General features: G+C 67.9%; 28 protein-coding genes and 1 tRNA gene. 23 read left to right on the top strand and 6 right to left on the bottom strand.

All coding sequences use genetic code 11. The annotated features are described in order from the left end of the window. Positions 1–130 precede the first annotated feature (130 nt). The 11 genes from RDU83_06725 to hisIE all read left to right on the top strand — a co-directional run bounded on the left by RDU83_06725 (position 131) and on the right by hisIE (position 8,387). A tRNA-Gln gene (locus RDU83_06725) sits at positions 131–204 on the top strand. A gap of 71 nt (positions 205–275) precedes the next feature. Further along, entirely contained in the window at positions 276–596 is a 321-nt protein-coding gene (locus RDU83_06720) for a YerC/YecD family TrpR-related protein (GenBank protein MDQ7840706.1), read from the top strand. A 120-nt stretch (positions 597–716) separates the two neighbouring features. After that, positions 717–1,958 carry an ATP phosphoribosyltransferase regulatory subunit gene (gene hisZ, locus RDU83_06715; GenBank protein ID MDQ7840705.1) on the top strand — a complete coding sequence of 414 codons (1,242 nt, stop codon included), beginning with the start codon at positions 717–719 and terminating at the stop codon, positions 1,956–1,958. After that, the gene (gene hisG, locus RDU83_06710) at positions 1,955–2,605 is read left to right on the top strand and encodes an ATP phosphoribosyltransferase (protein MDQ7840704.1); all 651 of its coding nucleotides are present in this window, start codon (positions 1,955–1,957) and stop codon (positions 2,603–2,605) included. Before hisZ ends, hisG begins: the two co-directional genes overlap by 4 nt. Continuing rightward, positions 2,598–3,929, top strand: a complete 1,332-nt coding sequence (hisD, locus tag RDU83_06705) for a histidinol dehydrogenase (GenBank protein MDQ7840703.1) — start codon at positions 2,598–2,600, stop codon at positions 3,927–3,929. Before hisG ends, hisD begins: the two co-directional genes overlap by 8 nt. Continuing rightward, complete coding sequence (locus tag RDU83_06700; GenBank protein ID MDQ7840702.1) at positions 3,926–5,038, top strand: histidinol-phosphate transaminase; 1,113 nt, start codon at positions 3,926–3,928, stop codon at positions 5,036–5,038. The genes hisD and RDU83_06700 overlap by 4 nt, the downstream gene beginning before the upstream one ends. Then, positions 5,035–5,616 (top strand): imidazoleglycerol-phosphate dehydratase HisB, encoded by a 582-nt coding sequence (gene hisB, locus RDU83_06695; GenBank protein ID MDQ7840701.1) that lies wholly within the window; start codon positions 5,035–5,037, stop codon positions 5,614–5,616. The genes RDU83_06700 and hisB overlap by 4 nt, the downstream gene beginning before the upstream one ends. Next, on the top strand, positions 5,616–6,242 hold the full coding sequence (gene hisH, locus RDU83_06690; protein MDQ7840700.1) for an imidazole glycerol phosphate synthase subunit HisH: 627 nt from the start codon (positions 5,616–5,618) through the stop codon (positions 6,240–6,242). The genes hisB and hisH overlap by 1 nt, the downstream gene beginning before the upstream one ends. Next, positions 6,239–6,958: a 1-(5-phosphoribosyl)-5-[(5-phosphoribosylamino)methylideneamino]imidazole-4-carboxamide isomerase gene (gene hisA / locus RDU83_06685; protein MDQ7840699.1), complete on the top strand. Its 720-nt coding sequence runs from the start codon at positions 6,239–6,241 to the stop codon at positions 6,956–6,958. Before hisH ends, hisA begins: the two co-directional genes overlap by 4 nt. Further along, positions 6,958–7,743, top strand: coding sequence for an imidazole glycerol phosphate synthase subunit HisF (hisF, locus tag RDU83_06680; protein ID MDQ7840698.1), 786 nt, complete (start codon positions 6,958–6,960; stop codon positions 7,741–7,743). Before hisA ends, hisF begins: the two co-directional genes overlap by 1 nt. Continuing rightward, positions 7,740–8,387: a bifunctional phosphoribosyl-AMP cyclohydrolase/phosphoribosyl-ATP diphosphatase HisIE gene (gene hisIE / locus RDU83_06675; protein MDQ7840697.1), complete on the top strand. Its 648-nt coding sequence runs from the start codon at positions 7,740–7,742 to the stop codon at positions 8,385–8,387. Before hisF ends, hisIE begins: the two co-directional genes overlap by 4 nt. Before the next feature lie 4 nt (positions 8,388–8,391). Here hisIE and RDU83_06670 read toward each other — a convergent pair whose 3' ends face one another. From RDU83_06670 to RDU83_06645, 6 genes are all read right to left on the bottom strand, one after another. Then, positions 8,392–9,543, bottom strand: coding sequence for a BMP family ABC transporter substrate-binding protein (locus tag RDU83_06670; protein ID MDQ7840696.1), 1,152 nt, complete (start codon positions 9,541–9,543; stop codon positions 8,392–8,394). A gap of 89 nt (positions 9,544–9,632) precedes the next feature. Continuing rightward, positions 9,633–10,493 (bottom strand): ABC transporter permease, encoded by an 861-nt coding sequence (locus RDU83_06665; protein MDQ7840695.1) that lies wholly within the window; start codon positions 10,491–10,493, stop codon positions 9,633–9,635. Then, positions 10,486–11,589 (bottom strand): ABC transporter permease, encoded by a 1,104-nt coding sequence (locus RDU83_06660; GenBank protein ID MDQ7840694.1) that lies wholly within the window; start codon positions 11,587–11,589, stop codon positions 10,486–10,488. The genes RDU83_06665 and RDU83_06660 overlap by 8 nt, the downstream gene beginning before the upstream one ends. Beyond that, the gene (locus RDU83_06655) at positions 11,586–13,142 is read right to left on the bottom strand and encodes an ABC transporter ATP-binding protein (GenBank protein ID MDQ7840693.1); all 1,557 of its coding nucleotides are present in this window, start codon (positions 13,140–13,142) and stop codon (positions 11,586–11,588) included. The genes RDU83_06660 and RDU83_06655 overlap by 4 nt, the downstream gene beginning before the upstream one ends. A gap of 27 nt (positions 13,143–13,169) precedes the next feature. Then, a complete protein-coding gene (gene hpt / locus RDU83_06650) occupies positions 13,170–13,730 on the bottom strand; it encodes a hypoxanthine phosphoribosyltransferase (GenBank protein MDQ7840692.1) in 561 nt (186 codons plus the stop codon). Continuing rightward, positions 13,730–14,074 (bottom strand): hypothetical protein, encoded by a 345-nt coding sequence (locus RDU83_06645; protein ID MDQ7840691.1) that lies wholly within the window; start codon positions 14,072–14,074, stop codon positions 13,730–13,732. The genes hpt and RDU83_06645 overlap by 1 nt, the downstream gene beginning before the upstream one ends. Positions 14,075–14,224: 150 nt before the next feature. On the opposite strand from RDU83_06645, the gene RDU83_06640 reads away from it, so the two are divergent. The 12 genes from RDU83_06640 to RDU83_06585 all read left to right on the top strand — a co-directional run bounded on the left by RDU83_06640 (position 14,225) and on the right by RDU83_06585 (position 26,045). After that, positions 14,225–15,388: a HEAT repeat domain-containing protein gene (locus RDU83_06640; GenBank protein MDQ7840690.1), complete on the top strand. Its 1,164-nt coding sequence runs from the start codon at positions 14,225–14,227 to the stop codon at positions 15,386–15,388. A gap of 2 nt (positions 15,389–15,390) precedes the next feature. Continuing rightward, positions 15,391–15,741: a divalent-cation tolerance protein CutA gene (cutA, locus tag RDU83_06635; GenBank protein ID MDQ7840689.1), complete on the top strand. Its 351-nt coding sequence runs from the start codon at positions 15,391–15,393 to the stop codon at positions 15,739–15,741. A 1-nt stretch (position 15,742) separates the two neighbouring features. After that, the gene (amrB, locus tag RDU83_06630) at positions 15,743–16,588 is read left to right on the top strand and encodes an AmmeMemoRadiSam system protein B (GenBank protein ID MDQ7840688.1); all 846 of its coding nucleotides are present in this window, start codon (positions 15,743–15,745) and stop codon (positions 16,586–16,588) included. 29 nt (positions 16,589–16,617) lie between these two features. Next, positions 16,618–17,382: a 5'/3'-nucleotidase SurE gene (gene surE / locus RDU83_06625; protein ID MDQ7840687.1), complete on the top strand. Its 765-nt coding sequence runs from the start codon at positions 16,618–16,620 to the stop codon at positions 17,380–17,382. Positions 17,383–17,483: 101 nt separating this feature from the next. Next, positions 17,484–18,170, top strand: a complete 687-nt coding sequence (gene ftsE / locus RDU83_06620) for a cell division ATP-binding protein FtsE (protein ID MDQ7840686.1) — start codon at positions 17,484–17,486, stop codon at positions 18,168–18,170. Continuing rightward, the gene (ftsX, locus tag RDU83_06615; protein ID MDQ7840685.1) at positions 18,136–19,089 is read left to right on the top strand and encodes a permease-like cell division protein FtsX; all 954 of its coding nucleotides are present in this window, start codon (positions 18,136–18,138) and stop codon (positions 19,087–19,089) included. Before ftsE ends, ftsX begins: the two co-directional genes overlap by 35 nt. Further along, entirely contained in the window at positions 19,086–20,228 is a 1,143-nt protein-coding gene (locus RDU83_06610; GenBank protein ID MDQ7840684.1) for a peptidoglycan DD-metalloendopeptidase family protein, read from the top strand. Before ftsX ends, RDU83_06610 begins: the two co-directional genes overlap by 4 nt. Positions 20,229–20,313: 85 nt before the next feature. Then, the gene (locus RDU83_06605) at positions 20,314–21,531 is read left to right on the top strand and encodes a S41 family peptidase (GenBank protein ID MDQ7840683.1); all 1,218 of its coding nucleotides are present in this window, start codon (positions 20,314–20,316) and stop codon (positions 21,529–21,531) included. After that, positions 21,532–22,437, top strand: a complete 906-nt coding sequence (locus RDU83_06600) for a divergent polysaccharide deacetylase family protein (protein ID MDQ7840682.1) — start codon at positions 21,532–21,534, stop codon at positions 22,435–22,437. A 56-nt stretch (positions 22,438–22,493) separates the two neighbouring features. Next, the gene (locus tag RDU83_06595; GenBank protein ID MDQ7840681.1) at positions 22,494–23,765 is read left to right on the top strand and encodes a Glu/Leu/Phe/Val dehydrogenase; all 1,272 of its coding nucleotides are present in this window, start codon (positions 22,494–22,496) and stop codon (positions 23,763–23,765) included. A gap of 11 nt (positions 23,766–23,776) precedes the next feature. Further along, positions 23,777–24,691, top strand: a complete 915-nt coding sequence (locus RDU83_06590) for a proline dehydrogenase family protein (protein ID MDQ7840680.1) — start codon at positions 23,777–23,779, stop codon at positions 24,689–24,691. A gap of 106 nt (positions 24,692–24,797) precedes the next feature. Beyond that, complete coding sequence (locus RDU83_06585) at positions 24,798–26,045, top strand: branched-chain amino acid ABC transporter substrate-binding protein (protein ID MDQ7840679.1); 1,248 nt, start codon at positions 24,798–24,800, stop codon at positions 26,043–26,045. The last annotated feature ends 7 nt before the right edge of the window (positions 26,046–26,052 follow it).

The following is a 26,052-nucleotide window of genomic DNA, read 5'->3' as shown; positions in this document are numbered from 1 at the left end:
TCGTGCCGAACCTCGGCGCGGCTGAAGGCGGGAGTGGGAGGTGTGAAATGCATGCCGTGCTTGACCCTGTTTCGGGACCTTCACTATAATCGTGGGGGAACGCTGCGGTCTGCTCGCGGCGTCAGCGTACTGGGGGATCGTCTAGCGGTAGGACGACGGGCTCTGGACCCGTTAGCGGGGGTTCGAATCCTCCTCCCCCAGCCAACCCACGGCAGGGAACCGCCTCGCACAGACGAACCAAGGTGTGACCTTCCATCTCCCGGCAAGGAGGCGCCATGGGCCGCCGCCGTGCACCCACCGTGAATCCTCGGCTGCGCGATGCGCTGGCCGATCAGCTCTGCCGAGCCGTGCTCACCCTGCGCACGGTGGAGGAGGGCTACCGCCTCCTCGAGGATCTCTGCACCGTGGCGGAGATCAAGGCGCTGGCTACGCGCCTGGAAGTTGCTCGCCTCCTTGCGGCCGGGCACACCTACGACGAGATCGTCCGGCGCACGGGGGCCAGCAGCGCAACAATCAGCCGCGTACGCCGTTTCCTCGAGTACGGGGCCGACGGCTACCGCACCGTTCTGGCGCGCCTCAGCCGGCCCGGGCGCTAACACCACCGCGCTTGACACCACCGCGCTTGACACCACCGCGCTTGACACCACCGCGCAGAGCGTGCTAGGGTAACCCTGTTTTGTACTTCAGCGCTTTATCACGGTAAAGGAGCAGAGACAGTGAGGATCCGCGCTCGGGAGCGGCCGCGATGGCGCACCCTGCCTGCGGGCATGCGCGATCAGGCCGCTGCGGAGGTCGCCGCCCGCCGCCGGCTGGAGGGGCAGTTGCTCGCCCTCTTCGCGCGCTGGGGTTACGCCGAGGTCGCCACGCCCACCCTTGAGTTCTACGAAACGTTTCTGAGGGGAGGGGGGCCAGGCGCAGGCGACCGGCTGCTCAAGATGGTGGACTGCGGGGGAGAGGTGCTGGCGATGCGGCCGGAGATGACAGTACCGCTGGCGCGGTTCGCGGCCACCCGACTCCTCCCGGCAGGCAGGAGCCCGGTGCGGCTCGCCTATGTGGCCCCGGTGTTCCGCGGGCAGGAGCGCGAATCGGGCCGCGAGAGGGAGTTCGTTCAAGCGGGGGTGGAACTGATCGGCGCAGGTGGTCCGTGTGCCGACGCCGAGGTGATCGCGCTCGCCGCAGAGGCGCTGCGGGCCGCGGGCGTTGCTGGCGTGGTCATCAGCGTGGGACACGCGGGATTTCTCCGCGGGGTGATGAGTGCCCTACCGGAAGCGGCGGCTGAGGGAGTGCGCGACCTGCTCTACCGCCGCGCCTTCGCGGACCTGGACGAAGCGGCCTTGCCAGACCCGGCCCGCGAGGTGCTGCGCTCGCTGCCTGCGCTGCGCGGCGCGGGCGCCTTGGATCAGGCGGCGGGACTGGTCACGAACGGAGAGGGTCACGCATCGCTGGAAGCGCTCGGCGCGACCCTCGATACAGTCGCGGTTCACGCGCCGGAGGTCCAGATAGAGGTGGACCTGGGCCTGATCCGGGACTTCGACTACTACAGCGGCGTGGTGTTTGAGGCCCATGGTCCTCGCGCCGGCCTGCCGCTCCTCGGCGGCGGGCGGTACGATGGCCTGCTGGCCGGTTTTGGACATCCCTCCCCGGCAACGGGATTCGCCCTGGGCGTCGAGCGGCTCATTGAGGTTGCGGAGGAGGCAGACAACAGCGTTGCTCCCATCGTCGTCGCCTACGACGAAGGCTGCTACTCGGTGGCCGTGGCAGCGGCGGCCAGGCTACGTGAGGCCGGCATGTCGGCGGTTGTGGATCCAGCCGGAGAGGTGTCCGCTACGGGGAAGGGCTTCTGTATCGTTCTTGCGGGCGGTGAAGGCCTGCGCGTGCGGCACGGCGGCCGCGAGGAGGCGGCCACGGGTGAGACGGTTGTCCAGGTCGTCCGCACGGTCATGGCGGCGCGGCCATGAAGCCGATTGCACTCGCCATGCCGACCGGCCGGCTACGGAGCGACTCGGAGCGGATTCTCCGTGCGATCGGCCTGCTTCCGGACTGGTTCGAGGCGGACCGGCAGCTGCTTGTGGAGACCTCCGGCGGCGCGCGGATCCTGTCAGTTAAGCCGGCCGATGTGTTGACCTATGTCGAGCAGGGCGCGGCGGACGCGGGCATCGTCGGCCGAGACATGATCCTGGAGCAGGCCCGTGATGTCTACGAGCTGCTCGACCTGGGATTCGGCGCCTGCCGGGCGGTGGTGGCGCTGCCTGCGGCGCGCGCCGCGGGCCTGTGGCAACCAGGGCGCGTACTGCGCATCGCCACTCAGTACCCGCGTCTCACCGCCCGCTATTTCGAGGCCGCGGGCCGGCCGGTGGAGGTCGTGGTCGTTTCCGGTACGGCCGAGCTGGCGCCGCTGGTAGGACTGGCCGACGGCATCGTGGACCTGGTCGTGACCGGGCGGACGCTGCGGGACAACCACCTAGCAGAGGTCGCGGAGATCGCGCGGTCCACCGCCCGCCTGGTCGTGAACCGCGGCAGCCTCAGCCGGTCGCCGCGGGTTGCGGATCTGGTCGCGCATCTGCGGGCATATCTGACGGTCGGGGTGCCTTCGGTTCATGTCTAGTCCGTTCCGGCCGACCGTGACACACCTGAGCAGCATGCCGCCGGAGGAGCGCCTGCGGCGCCTGCGGCGTTCCACGGCTACCATCTTCGGCGCAGAGATGCGGGCCTATGCCTGCCGCGTTCTAGAGGACGTGGCGGCGGGCGGCGACGAGGCCGTTGCGGCGTACACGGCCCGCTGGGACGGTGTAGAACTGGCGGGCGATGGGTTTGCCGTTCGCAGGGAGGAGATCGAAGCCGCCCGCGACGCGGTGGAAGGAGCTCTTCTCGAGGCGCTGGAGGCCGCGATCGGGCGCGTCCGGCGCTTCAACGAGTGGCTCCTGCCGCCTGAGATGGCGACCACTCAGATTGAGGTTGGGATCACAACCGGCGTCCAGTACCGGCCGTGCCGCTCCGTCGGGCTGTACGTTCCATCGGGCAAGGGCAGCTTCCCGTCCATGCTGATCTCCATGGGGACCCCGGCGGTTGTGGCCGGCGTCGAGCGAATCGCCGTTGTGCTGCCGCCTCGGCCGGATGGGAGCGCTGATCCGGCGGTGCTGGTTGTGGCCGATCTCCTGGGTATCCGGCAGATCTTTCGCTGCAACGGCGCCGCCGGGATAGCGGCGTTGGCTGTGGGGACCGCGACGATTCCCCGCACCGAGCTGGTGGGCGGGCCGGGGAGCCCGGTGATAGCCGCAGTACAGCAGGCCGCTGGCGCATTTGGGGCTGTGCCGCTGGCAACACTAGGACCCAGCGAGGCGATCGTGCTGGCGGATGCGACTGCCGATCCCGCAACCGTGGTAGTGGACCTGCTAACCGAGGCGGAACACGGCGCGGATTCCGCGGTCATGTTGGTGGCGACAGATGCCGCCTTGGCCGGGGTGGTGGCAAGCCTGCTGCCCCAGTACCTGGACCGGCTGCCCGAGCCCCGGCTCTCCTTTGCCCGGGCAGCGCTCACCGATCTGGGCGGGTTGTTCCTGGCCACAGACCTCGACGAGGCGCTCGCCTGGATCAACTCTTATGCTCCGGAGCACCTGCAACTCGCCGTTGCCGATCCGCTGGCCGTCGCCGGGCGAGTGCGCCATGCCGGAGAGATCTTGCTTGGGCAATCCACGCCCTTCGCTGCCGCGAACTACGCCATCGGAACCCCGGCTGCCCTGCCGACCGGTGGCGCGGCTCTGGCGGCTTCAGGGGTTACGGTGCTGTCGTTCCTGAAGGCCACCGCGATCGCCGGCCTGACGCCGGACGGCCTGCGCGCGGTCGCGCCGGTTGCGGCGCGCCTGGGCCGGTACGAGGGGTTTCCCGCCCACGTGCAGGCGATTACGCACCGTGAGCCTTGCCTCGCATGACGACCACCTGCTCGCCGCCCGAGATGCCCGACAGGGGCGTAGCGCGCGTGCGGTCTGACGTCCGGTCCCTGCGCGCCTACCGTCTGTCCTCGCCCGCGGTCCCGGATGGGGAGTTAGTGCGCCTGCATCAGAACGAGGCACCCGATGACTGGCCGGAAGACCTCAAGCGCGAGATCGCCGACCGCCTGGCGACCCTGCCCTGGCACCGGTACCCGGCGGCGCGCGCTGAGGCGGTCTGCGAGTCCCTGGGCCGGATGCAGGGCACGTCGGCTTCCATGGTCGCGGCTACCGCAGGATCCAACGAGGCGCTGGCCGCGGCGTTCGCCGCTTTCGCGGCCCGAGGTACGGTGGTGATGCCGTCCCCCACGTACTCGATGGCACCGATCCTGGCCGTCGGGGCCGGCGCACGGGTAGTCGAGGTGGCCCTGGGACCGGGGTTTGCGCTCGACGCCGGTGCCGTGCTGCGGGCCGCGCGGGCCCACCGCGCCGAGGCGATCTACATGGCCTCGCCCAACAACCCGACCGGCGGCGCGCTGGCTCCTGAGGCGGTCGCCGAAGTGATAGACGGCGCGCCGGGCGCGGTCGTGCTCGACGAGGCCTACTGGGAGTTCGCGAAGACCTCCTGGCTTGAGTCCGTCCACGCCCATCCGCACTTGGTGGTGGTACGAACCTTCAGCAAGGCGCTGGCCGGAGCCGGGCTGCGTGTGGGGTGGATCACGGCGCAGGCACCGCTGGTCGCGGAGCTACTGAAAGTGCTGCCCCCGTACAACCTCAACGTCTTCGCCCAGGTGGCGGTACCGGTCCTCGCGGCGCGCCGCGACGTAGCCGCGTCGCGAGTGAGGACAATCGTCGCCGAGCGCGATCGCGTTGGTCGTGCCCTGTTGGCGATGGGCGCCCGCGTCTACCCAAGCGAGACCAACTTCCTACTGTTCGAGCCCGGGCGACCGCCGGCGGAGGTCCATCACAAACTGGCGGAACGCGGGGTCCTGGTGCGTGACGTCTCAGCGGCCCCGGGCCTGGCCGCGTGCCTGAGGGTTTCAATAGGGGCGAGCGCCGACAACGATCGGTTTTTGGGGGCGCTGGCGGAAGTACTGAAGGAGGGACCATGAACAGGACGGCTGTGGTTGAGCGGGCGACCGCCGAGACGCGTGTTACCGCTGAACTGACGCTTGAGGGGACCGGGCGGGCCTCACTCGAGACCGGTGTGCCTTTCTTCGATCACCTGCTGTCGGCAATGGTCCGGCATGCCGGTTTCGACCTGGTCCTGCGCGCGTCCGGAGACCTCGAGGTGGATCCTCACCACACAGTCGAGGACGCGGCCATCGTGCTAGGCTGGGCGTTCCGGCAGGCGCTCGGGTCCGGCGAGGGGATTGCCCGGTACGCCTCCGTCCACCTGCCGATGGACGAGGCCCTGGTGCTGTTGGCGCTGGACATCTCCGGCCGACCTTTTCTGAGCTTCGACGTTGCATTTCCCACCGATCATGTCGGAGGTTTCCCCGTGGATCTGGTCGAGGAGGCGTTGAGGGCGTTCGCGGCCCACGGCGCGGTGACGCTGCACGTGGACCTGGTGCGCGGCCGGAACACCCACCACATCGCGGAGGCGGTGTTCAAGGGTCTCGGAGTGGTCCTCGGCCGTGCCGCGGTGGTTGTCGGAGGAGGCGTTCCTTCCACTAAGGGCGTCCTTTGATGCGAGTTGCGCTGATTGACTACGGGGCCGGCAACCTGCGGAGCGCCCATCGGGCGCTGGAGGCCGCGGGCGCCGAACCGGCCGTGGTCAGTGGACCCCGGGGGCTTCAGGACGCGGACGCGATTGTCGTGCCCGGCGTCGGCGCGTTCCCGCCGGCCATGGCCGCGCTGCACGCGGCCGGGATGGTGGAGCCGCTGCGCGCGGCTGCCGGCAGCGGCGTGCCGCTCGTCGGGATCTGCCTGGGGATGCAGCTCCTCTTCGACCACAGCGAGGAGGGCGGCGGAGCGACCGGGTTGGGTCTGCTCGCCGGTGAGGTGCACCGCCTGCCGGCGGGCGTGAAGGTCCCCCACATGGGCTGGAACACCCTGCGGCCGCGGACCTCGGATCCGATCCTGCGCGGACTACCGGAGCAGGCGCACTTCTACTTCGTGCACTCGTACGTGGTGGCGCCGGTCGATGCGGGCGTGGTGGTTGCGGAGACCGTCTACGGGGCCTGGTTCCCCGCGATCGTGCACAGTGGAGTCATCTGGGGACTGCAGTTCCATCCCGAAAAGAGCAGCCGGTTGGGCGCGCAGATTCTGCGCAACCTCCTGGCCCTTCTGTCAGCTTCCCGGGGGCGGCGATGACCGTGTACCCCGCGATTGACCTGATGGCCGGAAGCGCCGTCCGCCTGAGGCAGGGCGATCCGGCACGGCAAGTTGTGGTGGCGCAGGACCCGGTGAGCCTGGCGCGGCGCTGGGAGGCCGAGGGCGCGGACTGGCTGCACCTTGTGGACCTCGACGGCGCGTTCTCCGGCCACCCGTGCCACCTCGATCTCATCGGGAGGATCTGCGGCGCCGTGGAGATACCCGTTCAGGTCGGCGGCGGCCTGCGGTCGCTGGCCGATGTTGACGCCGTTATGGCGGCCGGCGCCGCCCGGGCGATCCTCGGCACGGCCGCCCTCCAGGTCGGGTTGCTGGAGGAGGCGCTGGCGAGGTTTGGCGACCGGATCGTCGCGGCGCTGGACGCGCGCGACGGAATGGTTGTCACCGAGGGATGGCAATGCACCTCCAGGGCCTCGGTCGTCGAGACGGCCCGCCGGCTGGCGGCCGCAGGTGTGCACAGGTTCGTCTATACCGACGTGGCTTGTGACGGTATGCTGGCCGGTCCCAACATGAGTGGTCTGGCGGCCGTTGTGGCAGCGTCGCGCGTGCCGGTGGTCCTCTCAGGAGGGATCGCGACGCTCGACTATCTCCGCAGGGCAGAGGCCGCCGGCGCAGACGGCGCGATCGTGGGGCGGGCGCTCTACGACGGGCGGTTCACCCTGGCGGAGGCCGTTGCCGCCGCGGCGGGGTCAGGGTGATGTTGGCCAAGAGGGTCATCCCATGCCTGGACGTGCGGGCCGGCCGCGTGGTCAAGGGCCGCGCCTTCGTGGATCTCCGCGACGCTGGCGATTCGGTTGAGCTGGCGGCCCGGTACGACCGCGAGGGCGCGGACGAGTTGGTGTACCTGGACATCACGGCCTCGGTCGAAGGCCGCGGCGCCCTGTTGGACGCGGTGGCGCGCACCGCCGCCGAGGTGTTCATACCTCTGACCGTGGGCGGCGGCGTCCGCAGCGTGGCCGATGTCCGGGACCTGCTGCTGGCCGGCGCGGACAAGGTTGCCCTCAACACCGCGGCGGTGGCCCGGCCGGCTCTCATCGCGGAGGCGGCAGACCGGTTCGGCAGCCAGTGCGTGGTCGTAGCGATAGACGCGCAGCGGATCGGCGGGGGAGATGGAGCTTACGAGGTTATGACCCACGGCGGCCGCCGGAGCGCCGGGATGGACGCGGTGGCCTGGGCGATCGAGGCCTCGCGGCTGGGAGCCGGGGAGATCCTGCTGACGAGCGTGGACCGCGACGGTACCACCCAGGGCTACGACCTGGAACTGACGCGCCGCGTGGCGCAGGCCGTCGGCATTCCGGTGATTGCCTCGGGAGGCGCCGGAATGCCCGCGCACCTCTGCGAGGTGCTGACCGCAGGGTGCGCTGACGCTGCGCTGGCCGCCTCGATCTTCCACTACGACCGGTATCCTATTCCGGTGGTGAAGCGGGCGCTGGCCGCCGCCGGTGTTCCGGTGAGGCTCGAAGGGCAGGCGGGAGATCCGTGAGCGATGGGGCACCGCTGATCCCGGCTGAGGGATTGCCTGACTGGAAGGACGGGCTGCTGCCGGTCATCGTGCAGGATGCACGCTCGGGCGAGGTCCTGATGATGGCATGGATGAACCGCGACGCCTGCGAGCGCACCCGGGCGACCGGCGAGATGTGGTTCTGGAGCCGGTCGCGCCGGGCGCTGTGGCGCAAGGGCGCGACCTCCGGACACACGCAGCGACTCGTGGATCTACGCTTGGACTGCGACGGCGATGCGCTCCTCGCTCTGGTGATTCCCAATGGTCCGGCCTGTCATACCGGGCAGCGATCCTGCTTCCACCGGACGCCTGATGGTGAGGCCAGACCGGTCGGAGGCCCCGTGCTCTCACGGCTCGAGGCGGTGATCGGAGACCGCCGCCGGGTGAGTCCCCAGGGTTCGTACACCGCCTCCCTCCTTAGCGCGGGTCTGGCAGTGGTGGGAGCCAAAGTCCGAGAGGAGGCGGAGGAGGTCGTCCGCGCAGCGGAGGGCGAAAGCGACTACCGCGTTGCAGAGGAGGCGGCCGACGTGCTCTACCACTTGATGGTCTTGCTGGCCGCGCGCGGCGTCCCGTTCGAGCGGGTGCTCGGAGTTCTCGCCGCGCGCGGCGCGCTGTCAGCGCTCTAGGCGGTTACGGCTCTTTGGGCCAGGGGCCCACGACGCCCGGTGCCGCCCACTCCATCGAGTTGAGCTCTCCCACGGTCATGCGCTTCCCGGATTGGACCCGGAGGACGCCCTTGCGGTCCTTGATCGGGCCGGTGAACGGCTCGAAGGTCACCTTGGGATCCGACATCTGGGCCAGCCGCTTCATGACCAGGTCGTAGACCGAGATCCGGCCCAGGTCGGGTGTGCCGACCTTGACCGCCGCCAGTCTGGCCTTCCACTCAGGATTGACCGGCATCCCGAAGTCGCCGCCCAGCTCTGCCGCTCCTTCGGCCAGAAGCCACCAGTAGTCCACGTTGGCCAGGTTCTCGGCCGTGTACTTGCCCGCGTACACCTTGGAGAGGAAGTCCACGTAGATCTTGTCCCAGTGCACGAGCTGGCCCGAGATCATGTGCTTGGGGGCGAACTTGTGCATCGGTGAGTAGTGGCCGAAGCTGGGCAGCCCGCGCTTCGCCGCCACCTGCACGACGGTTGGGGTGTCCTCGGTAAACCCGAACACGTCGGCCCCCTCGGCGATCAGGGCCTCGGTGGCTTCCTTGGCGGCCGTCGGACTGAACCACTCGTAGATCCAACGGACGTGCACGGTGGCCTTGGGGTTGACCGCGCGGACGCCCAGCGCGAAGGCGCCGATGTGGCGCTTCACCTCGGGGATCGGGAAGGCGCCCACGTAGCCGATCTTGCCGCTCTTGGTCGCCGCGCCGGCCATCAGGCCGTTCAGGTAGTACACCTGGTAGAAGTCGGCCATGTACGTCGCCACGTTGGGCGCGCGCTTGAAGCCCGACGCGTGCGCGAAGATCTGGTTTGGATACCGCTTGGCCGCAGCCAGCGTCCCGTCCATGAACCCGAAGCTGGTCGTGAAGATAACCCGCGCGCCCTGCTGGATCAGCTTGTCAATGAACGATTCCGTCTGGCCCTCGGGCACCTTCTCGACATAGAGGGTCTCCAGCCAGGGGAGCTTCTTCTCCGCGACCTTGCGGGCGAAATCGTGGGCGTGCGTCCAGCCGTAGTCACCGATGGGGCCGACGTAGATGAACCCGGCCTTGAGCTTCTGTTGGGCGATGCCTGGTGCAGCCAGGCTGCCCGCGAGCACGAGCACCACCAAGACGGTTAACCAGCGCATGGTCTCCCTCCTCATTGTCTTTCTTGATTGTCTTTCTTGGCTTCTCCTCGGCTATTCGGTGTGGTCGCGGGCTTCTCCCGCCTCCGGCGTCATCTCTCCCCGCCCGCGTACGGCAGCCCCAGCGCCTCGGGCGCTCCCTGTCCCCTGCGCCTGCCCGCGGTGGCCGCCAGCACCAGGATGGTGAAGGCGAACGGCATCATCCTGAGCGCCTCTGGCTGGACCCAGGCCTGGAGGCGGAAGGAGAGGTGGAAGAGGGCCCCAAAGAGGAAAGCCCCTGCGACCGCCCGGAGCGGGTCCCAGCCCGCGAAGATGGTTATTGCTATGGCGATCCACCCCAACCCCGCGGTCATGCCTTCAGTCCACGAGGGGCGGTAGGCCACCGAGAGGAAGCCGCCGGCCACGCCGGCAAGCACCCCGCCGAAGACCACGCAGAGGTAGCGTACCAGGTGGACGTTCACGCCCAGCGCGTCCGCGGCGGCCGGTGACTCACCGGTGGAGCGTATCACCATGCCCAGCCGCGTGTGGTGCAGGACCAGCCAGAGCCCTACCGCGAGCGCCAGCCCCATGTACGTGAGCCCGGAGATTTCCGGGAGGGTGTTGAGCAGGGGTATCCCTTCCCATCCCCGGCCGAGCACGCCGGCCAGGCCCAGGCCCAGCATGGTCAGAGCCAGCCCCGAGACGTACTGGTTGGCCCGGAGCGTCACGGATACGAAGGCGTGCAGCAGGGCCGCCAGGCCGCCGGCGACCGCCGCCGCCAGCAGGCCGGCCACCGGGTAGCCGGTTATGTGCGCGACGACGAAGGCGGACAGCGCGCCCAGAATCATCATCCCTTCAACGCCCAGGTTGATCACGCCACTCCGCTCGGCGTAGATCTCTCCCAGCGAGGCCCACAGGAGCGGGGTGCTGACGGCCAGCGCCCGGACGATCGCCGTCAGGATCCACTCAAGCATCCGCGGTCTCCCCGGGCCGCCTGCCGGGTTCCCATCGCAGCCGGTAGTTGAGCAGCCGCTCACTGCCGATGAGGAAGAACAGAATCAGCCCATTGAAGACGTCGGTCACACGGAACGGCATCTGCAACATTACCTTCATAACGTCTCCACTGGAGAATATGAGGCCGAGGAACAGCGCAGTAATGATGGCGGCGAGTGGGTTCCCGCGCGCCAGCCATGCCACAATGATGGCGGCGTAGCCGTAGCCCAAAGAGACCTGGCCGGGCGAGAGCAGCTTGTGGTGGATGCCCGCGACCTCGCCCACTCCCGCCAGCCCGGCCGCGCCCGCGGAGAACACCATGGCGAGCAGGACCGTTCGGACCGGGTCTATTCCCGCGTACCTTGCCGCGGTGGGGTTCTCGCCCAGCACCCGGATCTCGAACCCGAGACGCGCCCGCCCCAGGAAGAAGGCCAGCGCGCCGGAGAGGGCGATCCCCAAGGCCAGCGTGGGCCAGTGCACGCGCGTGCCCGGGATAAGGGCCAGTCGCGCGGCTTCGGGGAAGGCATCGGTATAGGCGAACCCGAACGCGGTCTTCCCTTTCCACGGCCCGTGGATCAGCCACTCCACGGAGAACAGGGCTATGTAGTTCATCATCAGGGTGGAGACGACTTCGTTGACCTCGAGCTTGAGGCGGAGCAGCGCAGGGATGAAGCCCCACACCGCGCCGCCGAGGAAGCCCGCCACGAACATCGCGGGCAGCAGCAGTGGAGCCGGGATGGGGGTGAACAGCGCCACTCCGGTCGCCGCGACAGCACCGGCGAGCAACTGGCCCTCAGCTCCGATGTTCCAGAACTGCGCCCGGAACGCCAGCACCAGCCCGACACCGGCAAGAAGCAGCGGGGTGGCTTGGCGCAGTATATCGGGCGCCGCCCTCCTGTCCGCCAGCGTGCCCGCGAAGATGATCGCGTAGGCCCGTATAGGGTTGATCCCGAAGGCCCAGAAGATCATGCCTGCCGCGACCAGGGCGGCGGCGACCGCGCCCAGGGAGACCGTCAGGACCCAGGCCCCGGACGGAACCAGCACCCGCTCCACCCGGAACGGACCCAGCCGCTTCATGCGCGCTGTCCCATCATCAGCAGTCCGATCCGTTCCCGATCAAACTGGGCCGCATCCACGACGCCCGCAATCTCGCCCGAAAACAGCACCGCGACGCGGTCGGACAGCGCCAGGATCTCGTCCAGATCCTCAGACACCAGGAGAACCGCTGCCCCTTCCCCACGGTGCCGCAGGAGCAGCCGGTGGATCTGCTCCGTGGCGCTGACGTCCAGCCCGGAGGTGGGGTGAGCCGCTACGATCACGTCGGGATGGCCCGACAGCTCGCGGCTGAGAATCAGCTTCTGGATGTTCCCCCCGGAGAGCAGCCGCGTCGGGGTGGCGGGCCCTGGGGCGACGATCTCGTACTCAGCGATCATCCGGCGTGCGAACTCCTCTATCGCCCTGCGGTCCATCACAGGCCCGCGGGAGAACGGCGGGTGGCGGTAGTCCCGAAGCGCCAGGTTCTCGGCGACCGACATGCCCGGCACGATTCCCATGCGCATCCGGTCCTCGGGGATGTGTGCCACGCCTGCCCCGTGCACCGCGCGCGCGGACAGGTTGGTGACGTCCTTCCCCCGTACCGTGATGCGGCCGCCGGTTGCAGGGCGCAGCCCGGTTACTACCTCCACCAATTCGCGCTGACCGTTTCCCGCCACGCCGGCGATGCCCAGGATCTCTCCCCGGTGCACGGTGAGGGAGATCCCCCGCAGGGCCGGTAGGCCGCGATCGTTCTTGGCCGCAAGATTCTCAACGACGATCGCCTCACCGTCGGGGGTGCGCTCCTCCTTGGTGAGCCGGAACTCCACGTCCCGGCCGACCATCAGCCGCGCCAGAAGGCGCCTGTCGGTCTCCGCGACCGGCAGCGTGGCCACTCCCCGCCCCTTGCGCATGACGGTCACGCGGTCGGCGATCTCGGCGACCTCATCCAGCTTGTGCGAGATGAAGATTACCGCGTGGCCCTCCAGCTTCATCCGGCGCAACACCTCGAACAGCGCGTGGGCCTCCTGCGGGGTGAGCACGCTCGTGGGCTCGTCCAGGATGAGAATCTTCGCTCCCCGGATCAGTACCTTGATGATCTCAACACGCTGCTGCTCACTGGGTGAGAGCTGCCAGATGTAGGCCCGGGGATCCACCGACAAGCCGTACCGGTCTGCCATTTCTCTTATCCGCGGTTCGACCTGCCGGGTCGGAGCGATGAAACCCACCCCCGGAAGCCCGAGAGCGACGTTCTCGGCGACGGTGTGCCTACGGACCAGGAGGAAGTGCTGGGGGACCATGCCGATGCCGAGCGCCAGGGCATCGCGGGGCGACCGAATGCACACCTGCCGCCCCCGCAGCCAGATCTCGCCGCCGTCGGGCTGATGGATTCCGTACAGTACGTTCATCAGGGTGGTTTTGCCGGCGCCGTTCTCGCCGAGCAAGGCATGGACTTCCCCGGCCCGTACCCGCAGTGTCACCCCGTCGTTGGCCACCACGCCCGGGAAGGTCTTCTTGATGTCCCGCAGGAGGAGCAATTCGGACAAACCGACAGGAGCGGTGTCGGCTGGAGTAGCGGGAGTTTGCTCTCGCGTCATACGTTTCGGCGTCCCCCAGTCGCCGATTCAGGAGGACGCGGGCTCGCGTCGCAGAAAGTCGTCTCCGATCACGCCGACGTACGGGAGGTTCCTGTGGAACTGCCGGTAGTCCAGGCCGTAGCCGACCAGGAACAGGTCGGGCACCTCGAACCCGCGGTAGCGGATCGGCAGTGTGTGGGCTATCCGCCGTGCGGTCTTGTCAAGCAGCGTGCAGATCGCCAGGTCGGCCGGGTCGCGCGCCTGGAGGGCTCGCAGGATGTAGGAGGCCGTGAGGCCCGTATCAATTATGTCCTCTACCAGCAGCACGTGCCGGCCGGTTAGGTCCTCGTCGAGGTCCTTGATGAGGCGGACGGCGCCCGAGGGGCCCTTGCCGCCCCGGTAGGAGCTGATGGCCATGAAGTCAATGGCCAGCGGTATCTCCATCGCCCGGGTGAGATCGGCCAGAAAGTAGAGCGCGCCTTTGAGGACCGTCACCATCAGCAAGGCGCGCCCCGCGTAGTCACGGTCTATTTCGGCCGCCAGGTCGCGCACCCGCACGCGGATCTGCTCCTCGGTTAGGAGCACCTGGCTGATCTCGGGCGTCGCCATCAGGGCGCTGCGCTGGGGTGCAGGTCGTACTTGACCAACAGGTTCCGGAAGTCTCTGCCGTAGAACATCTTGACCCGTACGTTGGGGTAGAGGTCGCGCAGCCGCCGCAGCTTACGATTCTTCCTGGTTACAAGACTCTGCTTCAGGGTGGTCAGCTCGATGTACAGGTCGAAATCGGGGAGGTAGAAGTCCGGGCTGAAGCTCTCGACCACGCGCCCCTGTTCATCCCAGTCCAGAGGGAAAGAGCGGGGCTCGTACTCCCAGCGAATGCCGTAGAAGTCTAGGATTCGCGCCAGTTCCTCTTCGCTCTCGTGGGCAAAGCGTAAGATGGCTCTATCACCCATTGGCATCAGTATACGGGAGCACGGCCGGAGACGCAAGCAGGGCAGGGGCTTCAGCCCATGAGCAGGACCGTGGTGCGTTGCCGCAGAATAGTACATAATAGGCGCAGAAGGTGCCACGCAGTACCCCTGCGTCCAACAGGAGGAATGTTCATGCCGGAGGCCGGCAAGGCCGACGAGCTACAGCGCTACCTGCAGCAGCTCGAGAGCCACGATGTGACCGTTCGCAGCGACGCGGCGCACGCGCTCGGCAAGCTCGGCGACGAGTCCGCCGTGCCGGCGCTGGCGCGCGCCCTGCAAGACTCCGACGAATACGTGCGCAAGAGCGCCGTCGTGGCCCTCAAGCGCATCAGCGGGTCCGCCGCCGGCGAGGCCCTGCGTGCCGCGCTTGCGGACCGAAGCGAGCAGGTGGTCCTCCAGGCCGTGAACGGCCTGCGCGACCTGCGCGACCGGGGCGCGGTGGAGCCGCTGATCCGCGTTCTTGCCCGCCGTGAGAGGTCGCTGCAACTGGCGGCCACCGAGGCCCTCATGCGGATTGGGCCAGATGCGGTTGGACCGCTGCTGGCCACCTGTGAGGACAAGGTGTTGCGGCGCAAGATCGGCGCACAGGTCATGAAGATCCTTATCGAGGTGGGGCCACGCGCGATTGAGACGCTCCTCGAGGCAGTGGAGCAGGAGAGCCAGAGCATCAGGGCCACGGCGATCTCGGTCCTGGGGCGCGTCGGGGATCAGCGCATCATACGGCCCCTGGTGGACCTGTTCCTTCGCGATCAGCGCATGCAGGAAGCGGTGGTGGCCACCTTGGCCCGTCTGGAGGAGCGCGGTGTCCAGGACGGCGGCGAGGGCGTCCATGTCGACCGCGAGGTCAGCCCCACGCGCATGGTAGTGGAGGCTCTGGGGGGTCGCCCGCGTAACGAGGTTATCGAGCAACTGCGCGTGGCGCTTGAGAACCCCGTGCCCAAGGTGCGGCGATTCGCTCTGAGAGCCCTCTTTGCCCTCTTCGGCGACGGTGCCTTGGATCAGTTCATTGCCTCGCTTGAGGATGAGGACGTTGAGGTAAAGCGGCTGGCGATACGCATCCTTGGCAAGCTTCGCAACAAGCGTGTGATCGAGCCGCTCGTGTTGCTGGTGCAGCGCGAGGGCGGCGAGCACCTGGAAGAAGCCGTCTGGAACACGCTGAAGGTTCTGACCGACCTACGCGAGTTCGAACAGCTTCGCGCGCGGGTGGCCAAGGAGCGGACCGGTACGCGCCCCGCCCCCCGAAAGGCCAGGTCGCTGCGTGACGTGTCGCCGGATTGGTGGCGCGAGCAGGACTAGCGATGAGCGAACCTCTGGTTGTGCTGGTTACCGCCGGCGGCCGTGATGAGGCGGATCGCGTGGCAGCGGCGTTGGTGGAAGAACGGCTGGCTGCCTGCGTGAACGTGGTGCCCGGGGTGCGCTCGGTGTACCGCTGGCAGGATCGGGTCGAGCGCGCGGACGAACTGCTGCTCGTGATCAAGACCGCCCGTCACCTCCTGACCGACCTGGTGGCGCGCGTGGCGGGCCTCCATTCGTACACGGTGCCGGAGGTGGTTGCTCTCCCCATCAGGGGAGGGTCGGCTGCCTATCTCGACTGGCTGGCAGGTGCCGTGCTACCGGAGGCCGGCGCCGGGGAGCCTCCGGGGGAGTAGCTTGGCCGGCGGGCGCGCTCGCCCTGCCGCCGTCAGTGGCGTGTTCTACAGCGCCGACCCCGGCGGGCTGCGCCGACAGGTGGAGTGGTGCTTCAGGCACCCGCTGGGCCCCGGGCGCCTTCCGGAACCCTGGGGCACGGGTCGCGTGGCGGCACTCGTGGTTCCCCATGCCGGACTGACCTATTCGGGGCCGGTTGCGGCCCACGCCTACCTGCGCCTGGCAGAGGCGCGCCGGCCGGGGGTCATCGTGGTGATAGGTCCCGATCACAGCGGCGCCGGTTCGCCATCGGCGCTGTCCCCGGAGGAATGCTGGCAGGGTCCGCTGAGGGAGATCCCCACCGACCATCCCGTCAAGGAGGCGCTGCAGCGCGGAGGCATCCCGCTGGATGCCCGAGGCCACCGCCAGGAGCACTCCATCGAGGTCCAACTTCCTTTCCTGCAGTTCATGGGCTATGATGGACCGGTCGTGCCGATCGTGATGGCCGACCAGGATGCGGCCACAGTGGAGCACCTGGCCTGCGCGCTCGTTACGGCCCTGGCGGGCCGCGACGCGGTTCTCATCGCCTCGACTGACCTGAGTCACCAGCTACCGCATGAGCGCGCTGTTCTGGTGGACCGAATCGCCATCGAGGCGCTGGCTTCCGGTGATGGGGGTCGCCTGCTGCGGGAAGTGCGGCACCGAGGGATCACGATGTGCGGGGTGGGTCCGGCCGCGGCGGTACTCGAGGCCGCGCGCCGCCTTGGATGCGGCCGCGTCGAGATCCTTCAATACTCCACTTCCGGAGAGGTCTCCGGCGAGATGGGTGCGGTAGTGGGCTACGTGGCCGCGGCGGTCGAAGCCGCCTAGCAGAGTCGTGCTGATGGAAACGAGGGAAGATGCGGATCCTGCTCACCAACGACGACGGAATCCACTCACCGGGCCTGCACGCCCTGGCCGAGGCCTTTGCGCCACATCACGAGACCGTGGTTGTGGCCCCTGAGCACGAGCGCAGCGCCACCGGGCACGCGGTCACGCTGCACAAGCCGCTGCGCGCCTGGCGCTCAGGGGTTTTTCCGGAAGGGGTGACCGCCTGGGCAACCAACGGCACGCCCGCGGACTGCGTAATACTCGGCGTGCTCGATCTCCTGGGCTGGAGGCCGGACGTGGTGGTCTCGGGCATAAACGTCGGTCCAAACCTGGGCCGCGACCTCACCTATTCAGGCACCGTTTCCGGCGCGATGGAAGGCGCGATCATGGGGATTCCCAGCGTGGCGGTCTCGGTGGCGGCCTTCGTGGAAGTCCGGTTCGAGGTGGCCGCCGGGTTCGCCGAACGGCTGTCGCGGCTGGTCGTGGAACGCGCGCTGCCCGCGGATGCGCTGATCAACGTGAACGTACCGAACCTCCCGCCGGAACGGCTGAGAGGGGTGGCGGTTACCCGTCAGGGTTCGCGTCGCTACCTATCGCAACTGGAGAGGCGCACGGACCCGCGAGGGAGGCCGTACTACTGGCTGGCCGGGGAGCCCGGACCCCTGGGCGATGAGGAAGGGACGGACAGTTGGGCGGTGAAGGCCGGGTACATCTCGGTGACGCCGATCCACCTCAACATGACAAGCGAGCGCCTGCTGGGGGATCTCGCGGCCTGGGACCTAACCGTGTCCTGATCGGGCGGCAGGACCGCCGTGCCGCGGCGTAGAAGCATTAGTAGAAGCATTGCAAGAAGGAAACGTCGAAGCACTGGACGCACCTTTTCGTCGGAGCAGCTATGATCAACCTCGACGGCGTCGGAAAGCGATATCCCACCGGCGTGGTCGCCCTGCAGGATGTCTCACTGCGGATAGAGCGCGGTGAGTTCGTATTTCTGGTGGGTCCCACGGGCAGCGGGAAGTCCACAGTTCTCAGGCTCATCCAGCGGATCGAGCGTCCCACGGCCGGGGGGGTGGAGGTGGACGGGCTAGACCTCTGCTCGCTACCCGACTCCCAGGTGCCCTTACTGCGACGCAGGTTGGGCGTCGTCTTTCAGGAGTTCAAGCTGCTGTCCGACCGTTCCGTGGCCGACAACGTGGCGTTCGCGCTGCGGGTTACCGAAACCGACCGGGTGGAGATCGCGCCGCGCGTCCGGTGGGCGCTGGAGACCGTTGGTATGGCCCACCGTGCGGACGACCCGCCGGCCAGACTCTCGGGGGGAGAGCAGCAGCGCGTCTGTCTGGCCCGTGCGATCGTAACACGGCCGCCGATAGTGTTGGCGGACGAGCCCACCGGCAACCTTGATCCCGAGGCGGCCTGGGAGATCATGCAGCTCCTCGGCGCCGTCAATCTGCGAGGGACGACCGTCTTGATGACCACCCACAACAGCACGCTAGTGGACGTGCTGCGACGGCGCGTGGTCGAGTTGCACGCCGGTCGTGTCATGCGCGATGAGTCAAGAGGCCTCTACCAGACAGCCCGCTGAGACGGAGGCCGCCCGTCGCGCGCTCCGGGCGCGCGGGTGGCCCTGGGCGCGGGGGGAAGCCCTGCGCGATGCTATCGGCGGCCTGCGCCGCAACGGCCTGATGGCCGTGGCTGCGACCACCACCATCGCCATCGCGCTTATGGTAGCCGGAGGCGGCGTCCTGGCGTCTGTCAACCTGGCGCACCTGGCCTCCGTCCTTGAGTCGCAGGTCGAGATAGTGGGGCTCTTCCGGAGGGATCTCACCCTCCAGCAACAGCACCGCGTGCTGGCCGCTGCCAAGGATCTACCAGGGGTTCGCGCCGCCGAGCTGGTCGGGCGCGCCGAAGCCCTGCGGCGGTTACAGAAGACCTACGGATCGCTGGCTTCGGTGGGCTCGCACCTCAAGAGGAACCCGTTGCCGGATTCGATCGAGGTTCGCGCCAGCGGCGCCGGGCAGGTACGCGCGGTCGCCGCTTCGCTGGAGCGGATTGCGGGCGTCGAGGAGGTGCTGTACGGGACGCCGGTGGTGGATCGAATCGTGGCGCTGACGCGCGCCGTCCGGATCACCGGAGCCGCCTTGGCCGGGGCGCTGTTCGCCGCGGCGCTGCTGATTGTCCTGAACACGATCCGGCTGACGATCGCGGCCAGGCGTCAGGAGATCGAGATCATGACGCTGGTGGGCGCCACGCCGGGATTCATCCGGGGCCCGTTCGTTCTGGAAGGCGTGTTGCAGGGAGCCGCCGCGGCCCTGGCGGCAACCGCGGTTCTGGTAGCGGTCTACGCCTACCTGGCGGTCCAGATCGCGGGCTCACTGCCGTTCCTGCCGGTTCTGCCGCCCCGCGACGCTCTGCCGGGAGCCTTGGCCGTGGTTTGGTTACTGGGCATTGCCGTCGGGATAGCGGGAAGCGAGATAGGCATGCGTAGGTACCTCCGGGCATGAGCGGACCTACTGGGATCCGGCTGGTGACGGCGGCGCTGCTGCTGGCGGTTGCCGTGGGGGCCGGGATGCAGGAGGCCATCGCCGCCTCGTCCGCGCCCCTATCGTCCCGGCAGGAGGAGCTGTCGCGCCTTCGGCGGCAGCTCGAGAACGAGCGCCAGCGGCTGCGGCAGGTCAGACATCGTGAACGGCGGATGGCCGACGAGGTTCAGGGGCTGGACCGCCGGCGCGAGGCGACCGAGGAACAGTTGCGGCACCTGGCCATCCGGTTGCGTCGCGTGCGGCTCCGCACCCGGGCCGCGGCCGTCGATCTGGCCCGAGCTGAGGCGGCACTGGCGCAGCGCCGGGATCTGCTGGCCAGCCGGGTCGTGGATCTGCACCGGTATGGGCGCGCCGGCTACCTGGACGTTGTGTTCCAGGCCACCTCGTTCCCGGAATTCGTGGCGCGCTCGCGGTTGGTGGGGGCCGTCATGCGGGAGGATACCAGGCTGATCAGCGCCTACGCCCGAGACCGCGACCGGACCGCGGCGCTGCGGGAGGAGTTGATCTCGCAGCAGGCGCAGTTGCAGGAGGTCGCCCGCCAGACCCGTGAGCGCGAACTGGAGCTATCGGAGCAGGTGGCCGCGAAGCGCAAGATCTTGGAGTCGATTATCCACGAACGGGCCGCCGCAGAGCAGGCCGTCCGCGAAACAGAGGAGGACTCAGCCTCGGTAGCGGCCCTGATTCAGCGACTCCAGGGAGGCGCCGCGCTTGACCGGAATAGCACAATGGCAGCCCTCATCTGGCCGCTGAGGGGGCCGGTTACGTCCCGCTTCGGTTTCCGCCGTCACCCCCTGTTTCGACGCCACCACTTCCACACGGGCATAGACATATCGGCGCCGAGGGGCACCCCGGTGCCCGCGGCGCACGCCGGGAAGGTGCTGTTCGCCGGGTGGTACGGAGGGTATGGCAAGCTGGTCATCCTGGACCACGGCGACGGCGTGAGTACGCTCTACGGCCATCTATCCCGAATCAGGGTAACAACCGGTCAGACCGTGTCCCGAAGACAGGTAATCGGGTACGTTGGGAGCACCGGTTACAGCACCGGACCGCACCTTCATTTCGAGATCCGCCGGAATGGCCGCCCCGTTGATCCGGACTGAAGGAAACGTGCTTGTTCACATCCCAAAGCCGGGGTAAGCTACAGCCGGCAGCTGGTGATACTCCGCGGAAAGGCGGTGGACTGTGGTGATTCGGGGTAGGTTGACCGGCGCGCTTCTGGTGGTGGTACTGGCAGCCGGCGTGTTTCTGGCCGGTTACGGGATAGGGCAGCGCGCGGTGGTGGCGCGGTCGGCCGACGACCAGGGGTTTGCACTACTGCGTGAACTGCTCGTGCAGGTTCGAAGGGAGTTCCTGACCCCAGTCCCTGAGGCCTCTAGGCTCTTTGACGGCGCCGCAAGAGGCATGCTCGATGCGCTGGGGGATCCCTACACGCGCTACATGGACGCCCGGGTCTTCAAGGAATTCTCGCAGGACGCGCAGGGGTACTTCTTTGGAGTAGGGATCTTCATAGACATCCGGGACCGGCATCTGATCGTTGTCCAGCCGATCGAGGGCACGCCTGCCCACCGGGCAGGTCTCCGGGCCGGAGACCGCATCCTGCGCATCAACCAGGTGCCCACGGATGGAATGGCGCTGCAGGAAGCGGTGACCCGCATCCGCGGGCCGGCCGGGACCAAGGTAACGCTGCGGATGGGCCGCGCGGGCCAGACCAACGACGTTGAGATTACGCGCGCCCGCGTGCAGATCGTCACCGCGCAGGGACCTGGAACCCTCGAACCGGCGGTGCAGAAGGACCTCTCGGACGCCCGCCTGGGCTATGTGCGCGTGCTCACCTTCAACGAGCAGACGCCGAAGGAGGTCGGCTCAGCTCTCGATCGAGTGATGACGGAGGGGGCCCGCGGGCTGATCCTCGATCTGCGGAGTAACGGCGGCGGGCTCCTGGGTGCGGCCACGCAGGTCGCGGACCGGTTCGTGGCGGACGGCCGGCCCGTCGTGCACATCGTTGACCGGGACGGCCGCCGAAAGACGGACCGAGCAGGCCCGGGCGCCAAGTTGACGCTGCCCGTTGTCGTGTTGGTCAACGAGTTCACGGCCAGCGCATCCGAGATTCTGGCCGGGGCGCTGCGCGATTCCGCAGGCGCTGTCCTGGTGGGCCAGCGGACATTTGGCAAGGGCGTGATCCAGACCCTGTTTCCCCTTACCGGGGGTGGAGCCGCGGCCGTCACAACAGCCAAGTACCTCACCCCGGCGGGCCAGGACATTCACGGCAAGGGGATTCCGCCCGGCGTGGCCGCGGGAGATCGCCTCGAGGGCAAGACGGAAGCTGAGGTGAATCGGATCCAGGCACAGCAACTTCGGCGAGGAATAGAAGTGCTCAAGCAGCGCGCGGCACAGCGACGCTAGATGGCACCATCCGCACGGCGGCAGAAGCGGGGACGGTCCGGGGGCGTCCTGCGAAAGGCCTGGTGGGCCGCAGCCATCCTGTTTCTGGGGATCGCGGCAGGATGGTGGGTGGCCTGTGAACGGCGGCCGGCCCCGCCCGGTGAGACTCCGACCCCTCCCGCGGTTCGGACTCCGCCTTCAGTTCCGCCGCCGCCGATCCGGCCCGGTCGGCTTCCGACGCCTGCGCCGACCCACCCGGCCGCCCCGTCTGTCCGGGTGGCAATTGTCTTCGACGATGCAGGCGGGGCTCTGGCCGACGTGGAAGAGATCATTGCCATTGGGCGACCGGTGACCGTGGCCGTGCTTCCAGGCCTGCGGTACTCCGCCGAGGTTTCCCAGAGGGCCCAAGCTGCGGGCTTGGAGGTGATCCTGCATCTTCCACTGGAACCCATGGATGGTACCAAGGCGCTGGGTCCGGGCGGGGTGACGGTGACGATGGGCGAGGCCGAGATCCAGGCAGCGGTGCGTGCCGGACTGGCGTCGGTCCCAGGAGCCACCGGCGTGAGCAACCACATGGGATCGCGAGCGACGGCCGACCGGCGCGTAATGCGCGCGGTCATGGAGGTGGCCCGGGAGCGCGATCTCTTCTTCCTGGACAGCAAGACCACCATCCACTCGGTGGTCGGATCGGTCGCGGCAGAGGCCGGTATCCGGAGCGCCGTCCGAACCGTGTTCCTGGACAACGAGAACGATCCCGCGGCAATCCGCCGCGAGATCCGGCGTCTGATCGAGACCGCCCTCCGCCACGGCGAGGCGGTTGCCATCGCGCACGCTCAGCGCCTTACCCCGCGCGTGATGGCGGAGATGCTGCCCGAGTTCGACCGCGCCGGCATTGTGCTTGTGCCGGTATCGGCACTCACCCGTTGATGACGGGACGGGCTGCGATGCCCGTCCCGGGGCCGACTGAGAAGGGGAGGGGATACATGAACACGCAGGGCACGGTGACGCTACCGAACGAGGATCTGTGGGGTGCGGTGCTCCAGCAGTTCAACCGCGCCGCCGACCACCTGCCGTTGAAGAGGGGAGTCCGCGAATTCCTAGCGTTTCCCAAGCGCGAACTGGCCGTGAACTTTCCGGTGAAGATGGACGACGGGTCCGTGCGCATCTTCGCCGGCTACCGAGTGCACCACAGCACGGTGCTCGGTCCCAGCAAGGGCGGCATCCGGTACGACCAGGGCATCACGCTCAGCCAGATAAGGGCGCTGGCGATGCTGATGTCCTGGAAGTGCGCCGTGGTCGGCCTGCCCTTTGGAGGAGCCAAAGGCGGAGTGGTGGTCAACCCCAAATTGCTGTCTCCGAGGGAGCTGGAGCACCTGACGCGGCGGTACGCCACCGAGATATCCATCCTGATGGGCCCGGAGTCGGACATCCCGGCCCCGGACATGGGAACGACCCCGCAGGTTATGGCCTGGATTATGGACACCTACAGCATGCACCGGGGCTACTCCACGCCGGCTGTGGTGACGGGCAAGCCGATCGCTATCGGCGGATCGTATGGCAGGCTGGAAGCCCCCGGCCGCTCGGTGGCCATCGCCGCCCGAGAGGCGACACGGCGTCTCGGCATGAGCATTGAGGGCGCGACCGTGGCCATTCAGGGGTTTGGGAAGGTCGGTTCGGTAGTATCAGCGCTGCTGGCCCAGCAGGGCTGCCGGATCATCGCGACAAGCGACAAGCAGGGCGGGGTGTTCAACCCTAACGGGCTAGACCATGCCCGACTCGTGGAACACAAGAAACAGGCAGGCACCGTGGCCGGGTTCCCCGGAGCAGAAACCATCAGCAACGCGGAGCTGCTTGAACTCCCCACTGATATGCTGGTCCCAGCGGCCACTGAAGGGCAGATCACCGCGGACAACGCGGCGCGCGTTAGGGCGCGCGTGATCGTGGAGGCGGCCAACGGCCCGGTTACCCCAGGCGGGGACGCGGTGCTGGCCGAGCGCGGGATCAAGGTCATCCCCGACATCCTCGCCAACGCCGGCGGGGTGATCGTGTCGTACTTCGAGTGGGTCCAGGGGCTGCAGCAGTTCTTTTGGACCGAGGAAGAAGTCAACGCCAACATGGACAGGATCATGGTCCGCAGCTTCGAGGCCGTGGAGCAGATTGCCGAGAGCCGGGGCGTTGACCTGCGGACCGCGGCGTTGATAAAGGCCATTGACCGCGTGGCCCAGGCAGTGCTCATCCGCGGAATCTATCCCTAAAGGGCGGGCCTATGATCCGACAGTTACTGCTTGCGCTCTCCGAGAACGAGCGCGTCCACGCGTTCGTCCTTAGGCAGCGGATGGCGCGCCGCGCCGCGCGGAGGTTCGTGGCAGGCGAGACGCTGGACGAGGCGCTGGGGGTCGTGGACCGGCTGGCCGCGGAGGGGTACTCCCTCTCGCTCAACCTGCTGGGGGAGAAGACCACTTCGCCTCAGGAGGCCCGGGCGGCGACCGACGTCTACGCGGAGGCCGCAACCCGGCTGCGCGGCCGTCCCGTGGACTGCTACATCTCGGTCAAGCTCACCCAGCTCGGCCTTGACCTCGATACCGACCTGGCCGCGGACAACCTGCGCCGGTTGCTCGAGGCGACCCGAGCGGACGGGCGGTTCGTGCGCGTTGACATGGAGCACTCACCCTACATTGACCGGACCCTTGAAATCATCACGCGACTCAAGGCGGAGGGATACGACGCGCTGGGCGCGGTCATCCAGGCGTACCTCTACCGGAGCGAAGACGACGTTGATCGTCTGCTGAAACTGGGTATCCCTATCCGACTGTGCAAGGGGGCCTACGCCGAGCCACCCACGGTTGCCTATCCCCACAAGCGTGACGTGGACGCCAACTTTATCAGGATCCAACAACGACTGTTGCGCGATTCCGTCAGCCATGCCATCGCCACCCACGACGAGCGGTTGATCCAGGCGGCCGTTTCCCAGGTGGAGAAGGAAGGCATCCCGCGGGATCGATGTGAGTTCCAGTTTATCTACGGCATCCGCCGGGATCTTCAGGAGCGGCTTCACCGCGGGGGGCACCGGGTGCGGATCTACGTTCCCTACGGCACCCACTGGTACCCGTATCTGATGCGGCGCATGGCCGAGCGCCCCGCAAACCTCGCGTTCATACTACGCAACCTGCTCAGGGGCTAGGAGGAGGAACCCGCGCCCACGACGGCGAAACGTTACCCACTTCGGCTCGGAAGACGCGGAGGATTGCAGATCCCAAGCCAAGGGAGGGAGAGAGAGGATGAAGCGCATGAGGATTCCGATTGCTCTCGTTGTTGCCCTGATGGTCGCAGGCGGCCCGTACTTTGTTCCGGCGGCTCCTGCGGCGACGGTTGGACCCGTTACGGACCCGGTCGGCGTGGTGAAGATCGCCAAGGGCGCAGCGCTCACCATCGCCTACTGGATGGTCGTCGCCGGCCCAGACGCCAGCCTCGGCATTGACACCCGGCGCGGCGCCGAGATCGCCATCGCCGACAAGGGCGGCAAGCTGCTGGGCCATCCCATCAAGCTGATCGGTGAGGACACCGGCTGCAACGCAGAGGGTGGCCAAACCGCAGCGACCAAGCTGGCCGCCAACAAAGCGATCGTGGCCGCGATTGGTTCCAACTGCTCCAGCGAGGCAGTGCCCGGGGCTCCCATTCTCTGGAAGGCCGGGATCGTCACGGTGTCACCCTCCAACACCGCGCCCAAACTTACTGCTCCTGACAGGGGCCCGACCTACGATGGGTACCTGCGCACCGCCCACAACGACAAGGTGCAGGGCCGGGTGGCCGCGGAGTTCGCCTACAAGGTTCTCAAGCTCAAGAAGGCCGCAACGGTTCACGACGGAAGCCCGTACGCCGAAGGGCTGCAGGGCGTCTTCGCAGAGGTGTTCAAGAAGCTCGGCGGCACCATCACCGCGCAGGAAGCCGTCGGGCCCACCGACACTGACATGAAGCCGATGCTGACCAAGATCGCCGCAGGCAAGCCCGAAGTCATCTACTACCCCATCTTCATCTCTGCCGGCGGCCACATTACCCGCCAGGCGAAGGAGGTCTCCGGCCTGGCGAACGTCAAGCTGATGGGCGCCGACGGGATGTTCTCACCGGACTTCATGAAGGCCGCCGGAGAGGCGGCGGTGGGCGTGTACCACACGAGCCCTGACCTTTCCCCTGAGGCCCTGGGGCCGGCCTACAAGGTGTTCCAGGAGAAGCACCAGAAGAAGTACGGGGAGAAGCCGCTCGCGCCGTTCCATGCCCACTCCTACGACGCCGCCTTGATGATCTTTGCCGCCATCGAGAAGGTGGCCAAGAAGGACTCGGCGGGCAACACTTACATCGGGCGAAAGGCGCTGCGCGACGCGCTCTTCGCGACCAAGAACTTCAAGGGTCTGACCGGCACCCTGACCTGCGACAAGTACGGCGACTGCGCAGATCCTAAGATCGCCGTCTACCAGACCCTGTCGGCTGACACGGCGAAGTGGGATCCAGGGAAGAATCCGAAGAAGATCTACCCGTAGTCGGCGG

The sequence above is a fragment of the bacterium genome, from assembly GCA_031082185.1.
Classification (GTDB): domain Bacteria; phylum Sysuimicrobiota; class Sysuimicrobiia; order Sysuimicrobiales; family Humicultoraceae; genus VGFA01.
Note: the sequence above shows the minus strand (reverse complement) of the source record. Positions and strands in the feature narration are given on the sequence as shown.

Coding starts and splice junctions, on each gene's coding strand:
- hisD (MDQ7840703.1), top strand. CDS start 2,598: ATGTCTAGTCCGTTCCGGCCGACCGTGACACACCTGAGCAGCATGCCG.
- surE (MDQ7840687.1), top strand. CDS start 16,618: ATGCGGATCCTGCTCACCAACGACGACGGAATCCACTCACCGGGCCTG.
- hisB (MDQ7840701.1), top strand. CDS start 5,035: ATGAACAGGACGGCTGTGGTTGAGCGGGCGACCGCCGAGACGCGTGTT.
- hisF (MDQ7840698.1), top strand. CDS start 6,958: ATGTTGGCCAAGAGGGTCATCCCATGCCTGGACGTGCGGGCCGGCCGC.
- hisG (MDQ7840704.1), top strand. CDS start 1,955: ATGAAGCCGATTGCACTCGCCATGCCGACCGGCCGGCTACGGAGCGAC.
- RDU83_06645 (MDQ7840691.1), bottom strand. CDS start 14,074: ATGGGTGATAGAGCCATCTTACGCTTTGCCCACGAGAGCGAAGAGGAA.
- hisA (MDQ7840699.1), top strand. CDS start 6,239: ATGACCGTGTACCCCGCGATTGACCTGATGGCCGGAAGCGCCGTCCGC.
- RDU83_06655 (MDQ7840693.1), bottom strand. CDS start 13,142: ATGACGCGAGAGCAAACTCCCGCTACTCCAGCCGACACCGCTCCTGTC.
- RDU83_06700 (MDQ7840702.1), top strand. CDS start 3,926: ATGACGACCACCTGCTCGCCGCCCGAGATGCCCGACAGGGGCGTAGCG.
- RDU83_06600 (MDQ7840682.1), top strand. CDS start 21,532: ATGGCACCATCCGCACGGCGGCAGAAGCGGGGACGGTCCGGGGGCGTC.
- hpt (MDQ7840692.1), bottom strand. CDS start 13,730: ATGGCGACGCCCGAGATCAGCCAGGTGCTCCTAACCGAGGAGCAGATC.
- RDU83_06660 (MDQ7840694.1), bottom strand. CDS start 11,589: ATGAAGCGGCTGGGTCCGTTCCGGGTGGAGCGGGTGCTGGTTCCGTCC.
- RDU83_06670 (MDQ7840696.1), bottom strand. CDS start 9,543: ATGCGCTGGTTAACCGTCTTGGTGGTGCTCGTGCTCGCGGGCAGCCTG.
- RDU83_06585 (MDQ7840679.1), top strand. CDS start 24,798: ATGAGGATTCCGATTGCTCTCGTTGTTGCCCTGATGGTCGCAGGCGGC.
- RDU83_06720 (MDQ7840706.1), top strand. CDS start 276: ATGGGCCGCCGCCGTGCACCCACCGTGAATCCTCGGCTGCGCGATGCG.
- ftsX (MDQ7840685.1), top strand. CDS start 18,136: ATGAGTCAAGAGGCCTCTACCAGACAGCCCGCTGAGACGGAGGCCGCC.
- ftsE (MDQ7840686.1), top strand. CDS start 17,484: ATGATCAACCTCGACGGCGTCGGAAAGCGATATCCCACCGGCGTGGTC.
- RDU83_06640 (MDQ7840690.1), top strand. CDS start 14,225: ATGCCGGAGGCCGGCAAGGCCGACGAGCTACAGCGCTACCTGCAGCAG.
- RDU83_06595 (MDQ7840681.1), top strand. CDS start 22,494: ATGAACACGCAGGGCACGGTGACGCTACCGAACGAGGATCTGTGGGGT.
- cutA (MDQ7840689.1), top strand. CDS start 15,391: ATGAGCGAACCTCTGGTTGTGCTGGTTACCGCCGGCGGCCGTGATGAG.
- RDU83_06590 (MDQ7840680.1), top strand. CDS start 23,777: ATGATCCGACAGTTACTGCTTGCGCTCTCCGAGAACGAGCGCGTCCAC.
- RDU83_06665 (MDQ7840695.1), bottom strand. CDS start 10,493: ATGCTTGAGTGGATCCTGACGGCGATCGTCCGGGCGCTGGCCGTCAGC.
- RDU83_06610 (MDQ7840684.1), top strand. CDS start 19,086: ATGAGCGGACCTACTGGGATCCGGCTGGTGACGGCGGCGCTGCTGCTG.
- hisH (MDQ7840700.1), top strand. CDS start 5,616: ATGCGAGTTGCGCTGATTGACTACGGGGCCGGCAACCTGCGGAGCGCC.